Below are 15039 nucleotides of genomic sequence, written 5' to 3' on the forward strand. Positions count from 1 at the left end.
CGGCCCGGCAGGCCGGGGCGCCTCAAACCGCCCCGTCCGCCGCCACCTCGTCGATCCAGACCTGGAACCCGGCAAGCTCGTTCGGCCCGAAGGTATGGGTGAGCGGCACATCGGCGGCATCGCGGCCATGGGCAATCAGGATCCGCCCGATCCGCCGCGCGTTGTTGCGCGGATCGAAGACATGCCAGCGCCCGCCGAGATAGACCTCCATCCAGGCCGCGAAATCCATCGGCCCGTAGGGCGGCGTCTCGCCGATGTCGCTGATATAGCCGGTGCAGTAGCGCGCCGGAATGTTCATGCAGCGGCAGAGCGTGACCGCGAGATGGGCAAAGTCGCGGCACACCCCGCGCCGCTCGGAATAGCCCTCCGCCGCCGTCCGCGTGGGGCGCGAATGCTCATAGCCGAAGGTGATGTGCCCGTTCACGAAATCGCAGATCGCCTGAACCCGCCCCCAGCCGGTGGGGGCATGCTCGAAGAGCCGCCAGGCCTCGTTCATCAGCACGTCGGTCTCGCAGTAGCGGCTCGCGAGCAGATAGAGCAGCGTGTCCGCGGGCAGCTCCTCCACCGGATGCTGCACGGCGTCGAAGGCCACCGGGTCCGGCAGGCCGTCGTCGCGGATCACCCCGTCTGTGCGCATCCGGAACTGCCCGGTGGGCGCAACCAGCCGGCAGCACCAGTTGCCGAAACTGTCGCGATAGTTCTCGATCGGCACCGGCGGATCGGTGGTCAGCAGGTCCGGCCGTTCGAGATAGGCGACCCGCGAGTGATGCACGTTCAGGATCACGATCATCGGGGTAGGCTGGGGCAGCTTGTAGTCGAGTTCGCAGCCAAGGCGCAGCAGCATCGGGATCCCTCTCCTCGAATGGTGTCAAAAAAAACGGCGAATGCTATCAAAAGAACGACCCCGCCGTCGGATCGCAGAGATCCTCCGGGCGAGGCCGCCAGTGCTACGGGTGTAGTGCAGTCTACAACGCGCGAGCGCCTGCACGGTTCCCTGTATCAGCCTTCCATGGCCTCCAGCTCGTCGATCATCGACGAGATGAGCGAAAGGCCCTTGTCCCAGAACTTCGGGTCGGATGCGTCGAGTCCGAACGGGGCCAGCAACTCCTTGTGGTGCTTGGACCCGCCCGCCTTCAGCATCGCGAAATACTTCTCGGCAAAGGCCGGATCACCCTCTTCGTATACCGCATAGAGCGCATTCACCAGCCCGTCGCCGAAGGCATAGGCATAGACGTAGAACGGCGAGTGGATGAAATGCGGGATATAGGACCAGAAGGTCTCGTAGCCCTCCATGAAGGTGAAGACCGGCCCGAGGCTCTCGGCCTGCACGCTCATCCAGAGCGCGTTGATGTCGTCGGGGGTGAGCTCGCCCTGCCGCCGCGCCGCATGCAGCTTGCACTCGAAATCGTAGAAGGCGATCTGGCGCACGACCGTGTTGATCATGTCCTCGACCTTGCCCGCGAGCAGGATCTTGCGGGCCGCCGCGTCCGGTGCCGCATCGAGCAGCCGCCGGAAGGTCAGCATCTCGCCGAAGACGCTCGCGGTCTCGGCAAGCGTGAGCGGCGTCGAGGAGAGTAGCTCCCCCTGCCCCGCCGCCAGCACCTGATGCACCCCGTGGCCGAGCTCATGGGCGAGCGTCATCACGTCGCGCGGCTTGCCGAGATAGTTGAGCATCACATAAGGGTGGACATCCGTCACGGTGGGATGCGCGAAGGCGCCGGGCGCCTTGCCCTGCTTCACCGGCGCATCGATCCAGCCCTTCTCGAAGAAGGGCGCCGCGATCTCGGCCATCTTCGGATCGAAGCCCGCATAGGCGCCGAGCACCGTCTCCTTCGCCTCGCCCCAGCCGATCACCCGCTCGTCTTCCTTCGGCAGCGGCGCGTTCCGGTCCCAGACCTCCAGCGTTTCGAGCCCCAGCCACTTCGCCTTCAGCGCATAGTAGCGGTGCGAGAGCTTCGGATAGGCCGCGACCACCGCGTTCCGGAGCGCCTCCACCACCTCGGGCTCGACGTCATTCGAGAGATGCCGTGCAGCCTGCGGCGTCGGCAGCTTGCGCCAGCGATCCTCGATCTCCTTTTCCTTCGCGAGCGTGTTGGTGATGCGCGCGAAGAGCGGCAGATGCTCCTGGAACACCTGCGCCAGCGCCTCGGCCCCCGCCTGACGCTTCGCCCGATCCTGATCGGTCAGAAGGTTGAGCGTCGCCTCGAGCGGCAGGCGCTCGCCCTCCACCTCGAAGCTCAGCCCCGCCATGGTCTCGTCGAAGAGCCGGTTCCAGGCCGCCGCGCCGACCACCGACTGGTCATGGAGAAACTTCTCCAGCTCGTCGGAAAGCTGATAGGGCTTCATCGCCCGGATGCGGTCGAGGATCGGCTTGTAGCGCGCCAGCTCGGCGCTCTCGGCGATCCGTGCATCGAGCGTGGCATCCTCGATCCGGTTGAGCTCGAGCGTGAAGAAGACGAGCGGCGTCGAAATGTCGGTGAGCTCGCCCTGCTTGTCGCCGAAGAACTTGCTCCGCGCCGGATCGATGGTGTTCTGATAGTAGCGCAGGCCCGCATAGCTCATGATCCGGCCCGATATGCCCTGGATCTTCTCGTAGCGCCGGATCGCGCCCAGCAACCCGGCCGCATCGAGCGCCGCGAGCTTGCCCTCGAAATCGGCGGCAAAGGCGGCGCATTCCGTCCGCAGCCAGTCCATGTCCCGCGCCAGCTCCGGCGCATCGGGGCCGCGGTAGAGATCGTCGAGGTTCCATTCGGGCAAGGATCCGAGATCCGCCGCCGCAGCGGGATCACGGGCATCGAATACGGGTTGAGGCATGAGGTCTCCCTGGGATTGCCGAGGGCCGGTCTGTCTGGCCCGGCGAGAACGCCCGAGCCGGCTTCACCGCCCAACATGGTCCTTCCGCGCAGCCGCAGCAAGGGCGAAGCGGCGACATTGAGGCCGCTCCCGCTCCCCGGACCCGCCCGGCCCTGCTCCCGCCGGCCGGCCATGGCCCACCCGGCAGAGGTATTCATACTGGCAGAAACCCTATCGGGCAGAAACGGGGCCCCGCCAACAGGCGGGGGAAAACGGCGTCCGGCCAACGGGCCGGACCGCTTGCATCCGAACTGCCGGCCTTGTCCGCGGCGACCAGGGCTGGAAGAGCGCGCGGGGGAGACTTTCGGGCCATGAGACCCGGCGTGCGCCCGCCCGCCTCCGCGCTTGCGCTTGCGCGTTCGACTGCCCCCAGCCTACCCTTGAGCCCTCACGCCATGCCCCGGAGGCGCCGGAATGACATTCGCAGAGACCCTGGCTTTCCTGGCCGCCCTGATCGCACCGGAACCCGACAGCCGCCATTTCGCACCTCTTCTCGACGGCGGCCCCGTCGCGGCAACCCCGATCACGATCACCCCCTGCCGTCGCCCGCTGGCCCCGACCGAAATCGAGCGCCAGACAGTGATCTGCGGCACGGTCACCGTTCCGGAAGACCATGATGCTGCCGATGGAACGAATTCGGTGGAGCTGTCCTTCGCGATCCTCCGGTCCCATTCGACCTATCCTGCCGAAGACCCCGTCGCCTATCTCCACGGCGGCCCCGGCATGGGGAACCTGCATTCGGGTCTGGCCGGGCTGGCGCGCGTTTTCGACAAGTTCCGAACCAACCGGGACGTGGTGATCTTCGATCAGCGCGCCGCCGGCATTTCGAGCAGCAGCGTGGCGTGCCAGGACGCGCTCACCGCCAACGTCGTGGACATCGCGCTGGATCGGGCGAGCCTCGCCGAACAGGATGAGGATGCCGCCTTCGCGCCGACCACGCTCCTGACCGGCTGTCTCGCGGAGTTGGCGGAGAACGGCACCGATATTTCCCGATACAACACCCGGCAGAACGCCCTCGATGTTCCGGTGGTCATGCAGGCCCTCGGCTACGAATCCTGGAATCTCTACGGCATCTCCTACGGCACCAAGCTGACGCTGGAAGTCCTGCGCACGGCGCCGGAGGGCACGCGGTCGGCCGTTATCGATGGTGTCGCGCCGCCGATCGTCAAACTCTACGACACATTGGCGCTTCCTTTCTCCGAGGCCACACAGCGACTTGTCGACGATTGTGCCGCCGATGCGGCCTGCGCCGCAGCCTATCCCGATCTGGGCAGGGTGATCTCCGAGGTCATCGCCCTGGCCTCGGAAGGCAAGTTGACGTTCGACGGCGAAACGCTGCCACCGGCGACGCCCCTGACCTTCATTGCGGCCCGGAACGAGAACCCCTTGAAGGGCTCGCTGACCCCCTACCTCCCGGCCATGTTCTACGAGCTTCATCGCGAAGGAGAGAGGCCCACGCTTGAACTGGTTGTCGGGGACTGGAAGATGGCGCCGCCGCTGCCGACGGTCGAAACGCTCCAGGCCCAGGCGAGCGCGGCGCTGACAGAGCCGCAGATGGAGGCGCTATCCCAGGCGCTCAAGAATGCGCAGGTTTCAGACATGGCTGGCGAGGCATTCGGCCTCGCGGTGACGGAACTCCGGGCGAAGCTGCGGCGCGACCGCGAACTCGGCCCGCTCCCCTCCCTGCTGGATGCGGAGCTTTCGGCCGCGCTGCCGGACACGATTGCCACACCGGAGGCGGCCGCGGCGGCCGCGAAGGAGTACGCGGCCCTGAAAATCGGAGACCCGACGCGCGAGCGCCTCATGGCTTTCATCGAGAAGAACTTCGATGGCCCCCACCTCGGGCGTCTGTTGCGGATTGTAGAGGCCATGACGGAAAGCGAGATTTCCGCGGTCTACAGCGATCTTCGCGAAGCGGTCGAACGCCGCACACTCGACTTCCAGCAAAGCGTCGACCTTCTGCTCTACGCCTGCCAGGAAGACATTCCCTACAACAATCTCCAGGGCTACGACGCGGTGACGGCGGCGCTGCCATTCGATTTCTCGGCGATGACGGACAGCGCTGCGGCAGAAATCTTCGCCAGTTGCTCAGCGTTCAAGCCGGTCGAGCGCACCGACTTTCACGCCGTCGTTGAAAGCGACATCCCGGTGCTTTCGATCGGCAGCGGCTGGGACGTGCAGACGGCGGCGAGCTGGGCCGAGAGCGCGACAGAGGGTCTCTCCAATGCCCGGAGCGTGTTCATCGCCGAAGCCGGTCATGGCGCGATTCTCTACCAGCCCTGTGTCGGCGACATGACAGCCGCCTTCTTCAATGATCCGGGGCGCGACCTCGATGACGGCTGTGAGCGGGCATCGGCCGTTCCAGCCTTCTACATCGCGCCCTGGGTCGGGAAAGAGGATAAGGAAACCGGCTCGCCGTAGCGCAGCCCAGGGCGGCACGCTCCCGGGTCTTCCGAAGCGACGGCGCCACCCCCGGATTCATGATATGTTAACTACGAAAATCCAGTAAATTCAAAGCCGTTTTTTCATTTTCACGGTGAAAAGCCCCCTTTTCACCGTGATGGCACGCCCCCGAAAACCGGCGCTCAGACCACGCGGCTCGGCAGATCCGTCCCGTCGAAGAAGGCCTCGAGATTGTCCACCGCCAGCATCCCCATCGCCGTCCGGGTCTCGACCGTCGCGCTGCCGATATGGGGCAGAAGGGTGACGTTCGGCAGATCGATCAGCGCCTGCGGCACCGTCGGCTCCGCGGCAAAGACATCGAGCCCCGCCCCCGCGATCCGCCCCTCCTTCAGGGCCGAAATCAGCGCCGGCTCGTCCACCACGTCGCCCCGCGCCGTGTTGACGAGAAAGGCGGTCTTCTTCATCAGCCCGATCCGTTCCGCCGAGATCGTGCCCCGGTTCGCCGCCCCGCCCGGCAGATGCAGCGAGACCACATCGGCCTCCCGCATCACCGCCTCGATCGAATCCCGCGCCTCGGCCGGAAAATCGAACGGCCCGGTTTTCGAGCGGTTGAAATAGATCACCTTCATCCCGAACCCCGCCTGCGCACGCTGTGCGGTCGCCTGCCCGATCCGGCCCATGCCGATGATCCCGAGCGTCTTGCCCTGAATGCCGGTCCCGAGCATCCCCGTCGGGCTGAAGCTCGTCCAGTTCCCGCTCCGGAGCATCGCCTCGGTCTCGCTCATCCTCCGGGTCGCGGCAAGGATCAGCGCCATCGCGATATCCGCCGTCGCATCGGTCAGAACCCCGGGCGTATTGCTCACGACGAGCCCCTGGGCCTCCGCGGCATCGAGGTCGATATTGTTCACCCCGACCCCGAAATTCGCCAGAATCTTCGCGTTGAGCTTGCCTTCCGCCTGCAGGATCTGCTCGTCGAACAGATCCGTGACGGTGCACAGCAACCCGTCGGCCACCTGGAGCGCCCGGACGAGCCGCTCGCTGGAAAACGGCGTATCGGCGGTGTTGAACGCGACGGTAAATCGCTGCCGGAGCCGTTCCTCGACGGCGTCGGGAAGCTTGCGGGTCACGATGATGCGGGGGCGTGTCATGGGGATCGCCTCGAAGGTTTCAGTGCATTCGGGCGCCGAGGGGGACGTCCTGGTCCGGGGCGAGGAGAACGATTCCGCCCTCGGCATCCGGAACTCCCAGCACGAGAACCTCCGAGCGCACCGGCCCGATCTGCCGCGGCGGAAAATTCACCACCGCCATGATCTGCCGGCCGACAAGGGTCTCGGGCGCGTAATGGCGGGTGATCTGTGCCGAAGATTTCCGCTCGCCGATATCGGCGCCGAAATCGATCCAGAGCTTGATCGCGGGCTTGCGCGCCTCCGGAAACGGCTCGGCGCGCGTGATCCGGCCGACCCTGATGTCGACCTTCAGGAAATCATCGAAAGAGATCTCGGACATGCGCGCTCCTCTTGGGCCCGCGCATAACAAAAACCGCTTGCCCGGTCAGAGCAAGCGGTTTCGTCTCGGCAGAGGAGTGGCCCAGGAATCAGGAGGCCGACGTCGAGAGCTTGGAAGCGAAGTCGCGCAGTTCGTTCAGGCTTTCCTGAATGCGGGCCGACACGATTTCATAGGCTTCCGAATTCGCCTTCTGGGCGCCTTCGGCCAGAGCCTGCATGTTGGCAATCGCCTTCTCGAAGGCAGCCTTGGCAAGTTCGCCCTGAGCCTTGGCGGTTTCCGGGTCGAGCTTCGTCGCGTCGAGCGAAGCCATGTACTTCTGGGCTTCGGACATGGTCTCTTCGAAGATCGCCATCTGCTTCTTGAAGAGATCCTGGTAGCCGGCAGCTGCAGCCTTGTTGGCTTCAACGAGGGCGTCCATGTTCTTCTGCTGAGCAGCCATGATCGCCTCGGCGTCAACGCCAGGCAGCTTCATGTTGGAGAGGTGCTTGGTGAAATCGTTCTGCTTGAAGAACTCGGTGAGCTTTTCGGGGTCGAACGAGAAGGTTTTCGGGTCGAACATCTGGGTTTCCTCCGGTTTGCGCTTTCGATAAGTGAAATATTGTGCAGTGCAGCATAAAAGTCAAGACGTCATGTTGCAGTGCAGCATTTTTATGGTCCGGGCGGTCCGGCGAGAGCACGGCTCCGCGCGGCGGCCTGCCCGACCGCTTCGTCGAGAAGCGCGGGAAGACCAGCTTCTGGGCGCATCAGAACCTCGAGCGCCGCAGCCGTCGTGCCCCCCGGGCTCGTCACGTTCACGCGGAGCTGGGACGGGGTTTCGCCGGAATTCTCGGCAAGGGCCCCCGCTCCGCCGACTGTCGCGCGCGCCAGCGCCAGAGCGAGATCCGGCGCAAGCCCCTGCGCCTCGCCCGCGGCAGCAAGCGCCTCGATCAGCAGGAAGACATAGGCCGGGCCCGAGCCGGACACCGCGGTGACGGCATCCATCTGTGCCTCGTTCTCGAGCCGCACTGTCTGTCCGACCGCTCGCAGGAGTGTCTCGGCCAGCTCGAGCGCCTCCTCGGTCACCTCGGCGTTTCCGATGAGTGCCGTGATGCCGCGGCCGACGGCGGCCGGCGTATTGGGCATGGCGCGGATCACGGGTGTGCGGGCCCCGAAGGCCGCCTCGAAGGCGGCGATCGGCGTGCCGGCGGCAATCGAGAGAAAGATCGTTTTGCCGTTCCCGAGCGGTGCGAGCCGTGGCAGGGCATCGCCCATCATCTGCGGCTTCACCGCAATGATCGCGATGGCGGGATCGGCGGGCGGGTCCTCGTTGAGATGCAGCCCCTCGGCAGCAAGCTCGATCAGGCGCGGCCCCGGCTTGGGATCAAGCACCGTGAAGGCGCCGGGCGGCAGCCCCTGGGCCAGCCAGCCCTCCAGCATTGCCGATCCCATTTTCCCGCAACCGAGCAATACCAAGCCGCGGGATCGAATTTCCGAAAGATCCATTCTTCCCCCCTTTCCGGCCCCCAACGCATCAGGAGCCGGACACGGGGAGAGGCCGCCTTCAGGCGCGACCGTACGCTTCGGAGATTGCGATTCCAAGCGCATTCTCCGGCTTCTCGTCCTTCGCGACGACAAGCTGGAAGGCAGGATAGAAGCGCTCGCACATCGCGATGGCGCTGCGCATCATATCGTTGATCTGGGCGGAGGAGGCCTGGGCACCGCCCGCGAGGTTGAGGCTGTAGCGGTAGGCCATCAGATTCTGGTCCATCCAGAGCGTGAACGCCCCGTTCCAGCAGCGATCATTGGCAAGGCCCATGAGCATGTAGAGGTCGCGAAGCCGCTCTTCGGGCGGCTCCATCTCGAAGGCACAGATCAGGCGCAGGCTCTCATCCTGGCGCGAAAGGGCGAGGGTCACGGAATAGGTGCTCCAGGTACCTTCGATCGCCATGGCGATCTGGTCGTCCCCGATACGGTCAAAATCCCACTCGCGCTCTTCGGCGAGAGTTTCGACGATATCGATGGGATGGAGTTCCTCGCAGTCAAAGTCACGCTCGACAAAGCTCATACCCGATGCCTCTCGTATTGGCCTCCGGCGGAGCGAACCCCGCGCGGGGGCTGTGAGGTTGACAATAGATCGGACGGCATGACCGCACCGATCTACCAAATATGGTGGGAGAAGGGAAAAGACCTGTAAAGAAAAAAATTTTTGCCCAGGCCCAGGATTTCCCACATCGCTTAACGTTTCAGCAATCTCCCGCCGATGTGCCGAAGGCTCAGCTCTTGCCTGTCTCGAGCTGCTCGATGCGGGCCTTGAGCGCCTCGTTCTCCTCGCGCGCCTTCTGGGCCATGGCGCGCACCGCATCGAACTCATCGCGCGTCACGAAGTCGCGATCGGCGAGCCAGCGGTCGAGCATGCTCTTCAGCGCGGTCTCCGCCTCCGCCTTGGCGCCCTGAGCGACGCCCATCGCGTTCGAGAAGAGCTGCGCCATGTCGTCGAAAACCTTGTTCCGGGTCTGCATTCCGATCTCCATCCTGCGTTGCCTGTTATATGGACACAGCGGGAAGGAATGCCAAGGTCGCGCCACGGGCCAAGCCCGCTTGACAGGCCGGGCATGCCTCTAGATGCAGGGGCCGCCGCCGCTACGGGAGCCCCCATGCCGCTCGTCCTTCCCTTCCCGGATATCGACCCCGTCCTGGTCTCGATCCACCTCTTCGGCCTCGAGCTTGCCATCCGCTGGTATGCGCTCGCCTACATCGCCGGGCTATTGCTCGGCTGGCGCTATGTCGCTGCCCTCTGCCGCAGGCCCGCTCTCTGGGGCGGAACCCCACCGATGAAGGTGGAACAGGTCGACGATCTGCTCACCTGGATGATCCTCGGCGTGATCCTCGGCGGACGGATCGGCTTCGCGCTCTTCTACCAGCCAGCCTATTTCGCGGCACATCCCGCCGCGATCCTCGCCGTCTGGGAGGGGGGGATGTCCTTCCATGGCGGTTTCCTCGGCGTGGTGGTCGCCCTCCTCGGCTACGCGCTCCGCAATGGCGTTCCGCCGCTGCGGGTCGGAGACGCGGTGGCCGCCGCGACACCGATCGGCCTCTTCTTCGGGCGGATCGCGAATTTCATAAATGCCGAGCTCTGGGGCCGGCCCTCGACCGCCCCCTGGGCCGTGGCCTTTCCCGGCGAGGCGGCGCAGAGCTGCCCGGCAGGCTGGGTGGGCCCCTGCACCCGGCACCCCTCGCAGCTCTACGAGGCGGGTCTCGAGGGCCTGCTGCTCTTCGTCCTGCTCGCACTGGCGGTGAGATCAGGCGCGCTCCGCCGCCCCGGCCGGGTGACCGCGTTCTTTCTCATCGGCTACGGGCTCGCGCGGACATTCGTGGAGCATTTCCGGCTCGCGGACGGGCAATACATCACCCCCGGCAACCCCTACGGTCATATCATCCGGTTCGGTGCGGACGCCGGCCTCACCATGGGCCAGCTTCTCTCGCTGCCGATGGTCGCGGTCGGGCTCGGCCTGCTGCTCTGGTCGGGACGGCGGGCATGACCCCGCTTGCGGCGCTGATCCGGGCCCGCATCACCGAGGCCGGGCCGATCGCGCTCGCGGAATACATGTCCTGGTGCCTGGGCCATCCCGAACACGGCTACTACATGACCCGCGATCCGCTCGGCGCGGCCGGCGATTTCACCACGGCGCCCGAGATCAGCCAGATGTTCGGCGAGCTTCTCGGCGCCTGGCTGGCGAGGGTCTGGCTCGAACAGGGGCGGCCCTCCCGCTTCGTCCTTGCCGAACTCGGCCCCGGGCGCGGCACGCTCCTGCGCGATGCGCTGCGGGCGGCGGGTCGGATGCCCGGCTTTCGCGAGGCCGCCGCGCTCTGGCTCGTCGAGACGAGCCCGGTGCTGCGCGGGGTGCAGGCGGAGACGCTCGCGGAGGCTGCGCCCGCCTGGGCCTCGCGGGTGGAGGAGCTTCCCGAGGGGCCGCTCTTCGTTCTCGCCAACGAGTTCTTCGACGCGCTGCCGATCCGGCAGTTCCAGCGCACGGATCCGCTGTGGCGCGAGCGCCGCGTCGGACTCGCCCCGGATGGCGAGGGGTTCGCCTTCACATGGGCGCGGCCCGAGGCCGGACCCGAACTGGATCAGGCCTTCGGGCCGGTGCCGGATGGGGCGATCGTCGAGACGAATCCGGTCGGCGCCTCGATCGCGGGCTGGCTGGGTGCGCGGATTGCGGCGGAAGGCGGCGCCGCCCTGGTGATCGACTACGGCGCCTGGGATGGCACCGGCGATACCCTGCAGGCCCTGCGCGCGCATGAGCCGGTCGACCCTCTGGGCGATCCCGGATGCGCCGATCTCACGGCCCATGTCCGCTTCCGCGCGCTGGCGGAGACCGCCGGGCCAGCCCGGACCCATGGCACGGTGGCTCAGGGCGTGTTTCTCGAACGGCTCGGCATCACCGCCCGAGCTCAGTCCCTCGCCCGGGGGAAGAGCGGCGCGGCATTTCAGTCAATCGCGGCGGCACATCGGCGCTTGACCCACCCTGCGGAAATGGGAAACCTGTTTCAGGTGCTCGCCCTTCTGCCCGAAACGGCGGCACAACCGCCCGGCTTTGAGACATGACGCTCGAAATCCTGACTTCCGACGACCTGAACGGCATACGCCATGGCTTCTTCACCCGCAGGGGGGGCGCCTCCTCCGGCATCTATGCGGGGCTCAACTGCGGCCCCGGCTCCTCTGATCAGCAGCAGGCCGTGACGATGAACCGCCGCCGCGTCGCCGAAGCGATGGGGGTGACGCCGGAAAACCTGCTTTCACTGCATCAGATCCATTCGGCCGAGGTGGTCGTTGCCGGACCCGAGGGCTGGAGCGAGCGGCCGAAGGCCGACGCCGCGGTCACCACCACGCCCGGGATTGCGCTCGGCATCCTCACCGCGGATTGCGCCCCCGTCCTCTTCGCCGACGCCGATGCAGGCGTGATCGGCGCAGCGCATGCGGGCTGGCGCGGGGCCTTCGACGGTGTGCTTGAAGCGACGGTGGATGCCATGGAGGCGCTCGGCGCGCGGCGTGACGAGATCAGCGCCGTCGTCGGCCCGACGATCAGCCAGCGGAACTACGAGGTCGGGCAGGACTTCCTCGAGCGCTTCATGGACGAAGATCCGGACCATGGCCGCTTCTTCACGCATGGCACGCGCGAGGGGAAATACCGCTTCGATCTTCCCAGTTTCGTGCTCTGGCGGCTGCGCGGCGCCGGAGTCGGTTCGGCGACATGGATCCGGGCCTGCACCTATGCCGAACCCGACCGCTTCTTCTCGTTTCGGCGCACGACGCATCTGGGCGAGCCCGATTACGGCCGGCTCATCTCCGCCATCACGCTCTGACGCTCCTGATCGCGCAGGCGCCTAGCCCTGCGCGGCGATCCGGGCCTCGTAGATCTCGAAGGGCACGCCGGGGGTATCCTTGGCGCAGCGGATCACTAGGCTCGTCTTCACGCTCGCGACATTGGGCGCGGCGGTCAGCTCCCGGGTCAGGAAATTCTGGAAGGTCGGCAGGTCGGGCGCGACGCATTTCAGGATGAAGTCGATCTCGCCGTTCAGCATGTGGCATTCGCGAACGAGCGGCCAAGACCGCGCGCGGGTCTCGAACGACGAAAGATCCGCCTCGGCCTGGCTCGCGAGCCCGACCATCGCGAAGACCTGGACCTCGAAGCCCAGCTCACGGGCGTCGATATCCGCGTGATAGCCCCGGATCAGCCCCTGTTCCTCCAAGGTCCGGACCCGTCGCAGGCATGGTGGCGCAGAAATTCCGACGCGGCGCGACAATTCGACGTTGGTCATGCGGCCGTCGGCCTGAAGCTCCGCGAGGATCTTCCTGTCAATGGGATCCAGCTTGAATGTGGGCATCTCTGCGTCTGTCCGTATGATTGGGCCGATCATTATGGGCGCGAGGCTCGTAACGCAATTATCTTTCGCAATTGCACCGGCAAGTGTAAAGGGTCAGTCTTGCGCGGCAGTGCGCTTCACAGGCCGCTGCACCGCACCTATATAGGGCGCCCAACGAGCGGAAGGGCATCGCATGAGCGAAACGCGGCACACAAGGCTTCTCATCATAGGCTCCGGACCGGCGGGCTACACGGCGGCGGTCTACGGCGCAAGGGCGATGCTCGAGCCGGTGCTGATCCAGGGGATCCAGCCCGGCGGGCAGCTCACGATCACAACCGAGGTCGAGAACTGGCCCGGCGAGGTGGAAATCCAGGGCCCGGACCTCATGGTCCGCATGGAGGCACACGCCAAGGCCACCGGCGCGGAGATCATTGCCGATCACATCGCAAGCCTCGACCTCTCCGCGCGCCCCTTCCGCGCCGTGGGTGACGGCGGCACCGTCTATACCGCGGATGCGCTGGTGCTTGCGACCGGGGCGCAGGCCCGCTGGCTCGGCCTGCCCTCCGAGGAAAAGTTCAAGGGGTTCGGCGTCTCGGCCTGCGCCACCTGCGACGGGTTCTTCTATCGCAACCAGGAAGTCGTGGTGATCGGCGGCGGCAATACCGCGGTCGAGGAAGCCCTGTTCCTCACCAATTTCGCCTCGAAGGTCACGCTCGTGCATCGCCGCGACGAGCTGCGCGCCGAGAAGATCCTGCAGGACCGCCTCCTGAAGCACCCCAAGGTCGAGACGGTCTGGCATCACGTCCTCGACGAGGTTCTGGGCAGCGAGAAGCCGCTCGGCGTCACGGGCGTGCGGCTCCGGGACATTCGCGACGGCTCGGAGCGCGAAATCCCCTGCACCGGTGTCTTTGTGGCGATTGGGCATGCCCCCGCCTCGGAACTCGTCGCGGGCCAGCTCGAGACCCATCACGGCGGCTATGTGCAGACGCAGCCGGGCTCCACGGCAACCTCGGTGCCCGGCGTCTTCGCCGCGGGTGACATCGCCGATCCGATCTACCGGCAGGCCGTCACCTCGGCGGGCATGGGCTGCATGGCGGCCCTCGACGCGGAGCGCTTCCTCGCTGCAGTGGAGGCCGAACCTGCGGAGGTAGCGACGCGCGTGTCCGTCAAGGCCTGAGCCCTTCGGGGCAGCCCGGCGCCCGGCATCACGCGCGCCAGGCAGCGCGACGGCAAGAACGAAAAAGGCCTGCCATCCGTGGCAGGCCTTTTTCGTTCGCGCGGACATGCGCCTCGCAGGTCAGTGCGGTGGCCGGGGCGTCCGCCCCGGCGATTCATGGAGGTCGTCAGTGAACGCTGACGGGCGAAAGCTCGTTGCGTCGGGCAACGATGAAGGCCTGATCCCGGTCGGGGACCAGCGCGAGCACCTCACCTGATTCGGCGTGGATCGCGTAGATGCGTTCCTGGCCGCCGGTCTGGGCGCGGAGCTCGGCCGGAAGGTCGGCGGTCTTCACGTCGCGAACATAGACGATGCGGCTTTCACCGCCCGCGGGGAAACTGGGATAATCCGTCATGGCAGGGCCCTTTCCTCAGCTGCGCTTGCCGTTGATCTTGATCGTCTGGACCACGGTTTCGGGTTCGACCCGCTCGAGATCCACATGCAGAAGCCCGTTTTCGAGCTCGGCGCCGGACACATCCACGCCATCGGCCAGCACGAAACTGCGCTGGAACTGGCGGGCTGCGATACCACGGTGCAGGAACACCCGGCCCTCATCGTCCTCGGACTGGCGGCCGCGGATCACGAGCTGGTTGGCCTCGACGGTGATCGCGAGGTCCTCTTCCGCGAAGCCTGCCACCGCGAGCGTGATGCGATAGGCCGACGCGGATCTCTGCTCCACGTTGTAGGGCGGATAGCCGTCCTTCCCGGATTTCCCGGTGCGCTCCACCAGCCGGTCGAGATCCTCGAAACCGAGCAGGTAGGGATGCGACGCGAATGTAACCTTGCTCATGTTCTCCAAGCCCTTGCAGAAGCGACTTTGCCAGCGGCCCCGTCACGGCGGCCACACGAGAACAAGATGGGCACAAACTGCGGAAAAACAAGGGCTGTCATGGGGTCAGGCCACTTTCCGGTGCACCCCGCTCCGGGTATAACGGGGGCGTGAAACTTTCAGAGGCCGGCAGATGAACAGTTCGCCCACCATGAAGCGCGAGGAGGTTCTTCGCATCCGCCTGGAACTTCTGGAACGCGAACACCGGGATCTCGACGAGTCGATTGCCGCCCTCGATGCAGAGGGGCGCGCCGATCCGCTGACCGTCCGCCGCCTCAAGAAGCGCAAGCTCCTGCTCAAGGACGAGATCCGCCGCATTTCCGACGAGATCACCCCCGACATCATCGCCTGAACCGGCCTTGCGCGCCCGCGCGGCTCGGCTATAAGG

General features: G+C 66.1%; 17 protein-coding genes. 6 read left to right on the forward strand and 11 right to left on the reverse strand.

What is annotated here, in order from left to right:
* Nucleotides 1-22: 22 nt before the first annotated feature.
* A complete protein-coding gene (locus tag ACF66B_RS09370) occupies nucleotides 23-844 on the reverse strand; it encodes a transglutaminase family protein (RefSeq protein WP_111431453.1) in 822 nt (273 codons plus the stop codon).
* A gap of 155 nt (nucleotides 845-999) precedes the next feature.
* On the reverse strand, nucleotides 1000-2814 hold the full coding sequence (locus tag ACF66B_RS09375; RefSeq protein ID WP_111431454.1) for a M3 family oligoendopeptidase: 1815 nt from the start codon (nucleotides 2812-2814) through the stop codon (nucleotides 1000-1002).
* Between the two features lie 453 nt (nucleotides 2815-3267).
* Here ACF66B_RS09375 and ACF66B_RS09380 point away from each other — a divergent pair, with 453 nt between their 5' ends.
* A complete protein-coding gene (locus ACF66B_RS09380; RefSeq protein ID WP_111431455.1) occupies nucleotides 3268-5274 on the forward strand; it encodes an alpha/beta hydrolase in 2007 nt (668 codons plus the stop codon).
* 164 nt (nucleotides 5275-5438) lie between these two features.
* On the opposite strand, the gene ACF66B_RS09385 is transcribed toward ACF66B_RS09380, so the two are convergent.
* From ACF66B_RS09385 to ACF66B_RS09410, 6 genes are all read right to left on the reverse strand, one after another.
* Nucleotides 5439-6404: a D-glycerate dehydrogenase gene (locus tag ACF66B_RS09385; RefSeq protein ID WP_111431456.1), complete on the reverse strand. Its 966-nt coding sequence runs from the start codon at nucleotides 6402-6404 to the stop codon at nucleotides 5439-5441.
* Nucleotides 6405-6423: 19 nt separating this feature from the next.
* Nucleotides 6424-6762: a tRNA-binding protein gene (locus tag ACF66B_RS09390; protein WP_111431457.1), complete on the reverse strand. Its 339-nt coding sequence runs from the start codon at nucleotides 6760-6762 to the stop codon at nucleotides 6424-6426.
* 88 nt (nucleotides 6763-6850) lie between these two features.
* Entirely contained in the window at nucleotides 6851-7321 is a 471-nt protein-coding gene (locus ACF66B_RS09395) for a phasin family protein (RefSeq protein ID WP_111431458.1), read from the reverse strand.
* Nucleotides 7322-7410: 89 nt separating this feature from the next.
* Complete coding sequence (proC, locus tag ACF66B_RS09400) at nucleotides 7411-8244, reverse strand: pyrroline-5-carboxylate reductase (protein WP_111431459.1); 834 nt, start codon at nucleotides 8242-8244, stop codon at nucleotides 7411-7413.
* A 58-nt stretch (nucleotides 8245-8302) separates the two neighbouring features.
* Nucleotides 8303-8806, reverse strand: a complete 504-nt coding sequence (locus tag ACF66B_RS09405; RefSeq protein WP_111431460.1) for a YbjN domain-containing protein — start codon at nucleotides 8804-8806, stop codon at nucleotides 8303-8305.
* Nucleotides 8807-9014: 208 nt separating this feature from the next.
* Nucleotides 9015-9260 (reverse strand): accessory factor UbiK family protein, encoded by a 246-nt coding sequence (locus tag ACF66B_RS09410; protein ID WP_111431488.1) that lies wholly within the window; start codon nucleotides 9258-9260, stop codon nucleotides 9015-9017.
* A 135-nt stretch (nucleotides 9261-9395) separates the two neighbouring features.
* On the opposite strand from ACF66B_RS09410, the gene lgt reads away from it, so the two are divergent.
* From lgt to pgeF, 3 genes are read left to right on the forward strand one after another with little or no spacing between them, the layout of a single operon-like run.
* Entirely contained in the window at nucleotides 9396-10280 is an 885-nt protein-coding gene (gene lgt / locus ACF66B_RS09415; protein WP_111431461.1) for a prolipoprotein diacylglyceryl transferase, read from the forward strand.
* Entirely contained in the window at nucleotides 10277-11347 is a 1071-nt protein-coding gene (locus ACF66B_RS09420; RefSeq protein WP_111431462.1) for an SAM-dependent methyltransferase, read from the forward strand. Before lgt ends, ACF66B_RS09420 begins: the two co-directional genes overlap by 4 nt.
* A complete protein-coding gene (gene pgeF, locus ACF66B_RS09425) occupies nucleotides 11344-12105 on the forward strand; it encodes a peptidoglycan editing factor PgeF (protein WP_111431463.1) in 762 nt (253 codons plus the stop codon). The genes ACF66B_RS09420 and pgeF overlap by 4 nt, the downstream gene beginning before the upstream one ends.
* 21 nt (nucleotides 12106-12126) lie before the next feature.
* Here pgeF and ACF66B_RS09430 read toward each other — a convergent pair whose 3' ends face one another.
* On the reverse strand, nucleotides 12127-12627 hold the full coding sequence (locus tag ACF66B_RS09430) for an Lrp/AsnC family transcriptional regulator (protein WP_111431489.1): 501 nt from the start codon (nucleotides 12625-12627) through the stop codon (nucleotides 12127-12129).
* A gap of 172 nt (nucleotides 12628-12799) precedes the next feature.
* On the opposite strand from ACF66B_RS09430, the gene trxB reads away from it, so the two are divergent.
* Nucleotides 12800-13783 carry a thioredoxin-disulfide reductase gene (trxB, locus tag ACF66B_RS09435; protein ID WP_111431464.1) on the forward strand — a complete coding sequence of 328 codons (984 nt, stop codon included), beginning with the start codon at nucleotides 12800-12802 and terminating at the stop codon, nucleotides 13781-13783.
* 166 nt (nucleotides 13784-13949) lie between these two features.
* On the opposite strand, the gene ACF66B_RS09440 is transcribed toward trxB, so the two are convergent.
* Nucleotides 13950-14177, reverse strand: a complete 228-nt coding sequence (locus ACF66B_RS09440) for a DUF1150 family protein (RefSeq protein WP_111431465.1) — start codon at nucleotides 14175-14177, stop codon at nucleotides 13950-13952.
* A gap of 15 nt (nucleotides 14178-14192) precedes the next feature.
* On the reverse strand, nucleotides 14193-14612 hold the full coding sequence (locus ACF66B_RS09445) for an Hsp20 family protein (protein WP_111431466.1): 420 nt from the start codon (nucleotides 14610-14612) through the stop codon (nucleotides 14193-14195).
* 172 nt (nucleotides 14613-14784) lie between these two features.
* On the opposite strand from ACF66B_RS09445, the gene ACF66B_RS09450 reads away from it, so the two are divergent.
* Nucleotides 14785-15003 carry a DUF465 domain-containing protein gene (locus ACF66B_RS09450; RefSeq protein WP_111431467.1) on the forward strand — a complete coding sequence of 73 codons (219 nt, stop codon included), beginning with the start codon at nucleotides 14785-14787 and terminating at the stop codon, nucleotides 15001-15003.
* Nucleotides 15004-15039 lie beyond the last annotated feature (36 nt).

The organism is Amaricoccus sp. B4 (assembly GCF_043226085.1).
Classification (GTDB): domain Bacteria; phylum Pseudomonadota; class Alphaproteobacteria; order Rhodobacterales; family Rhodobacteraceae; genus Amaricoccus.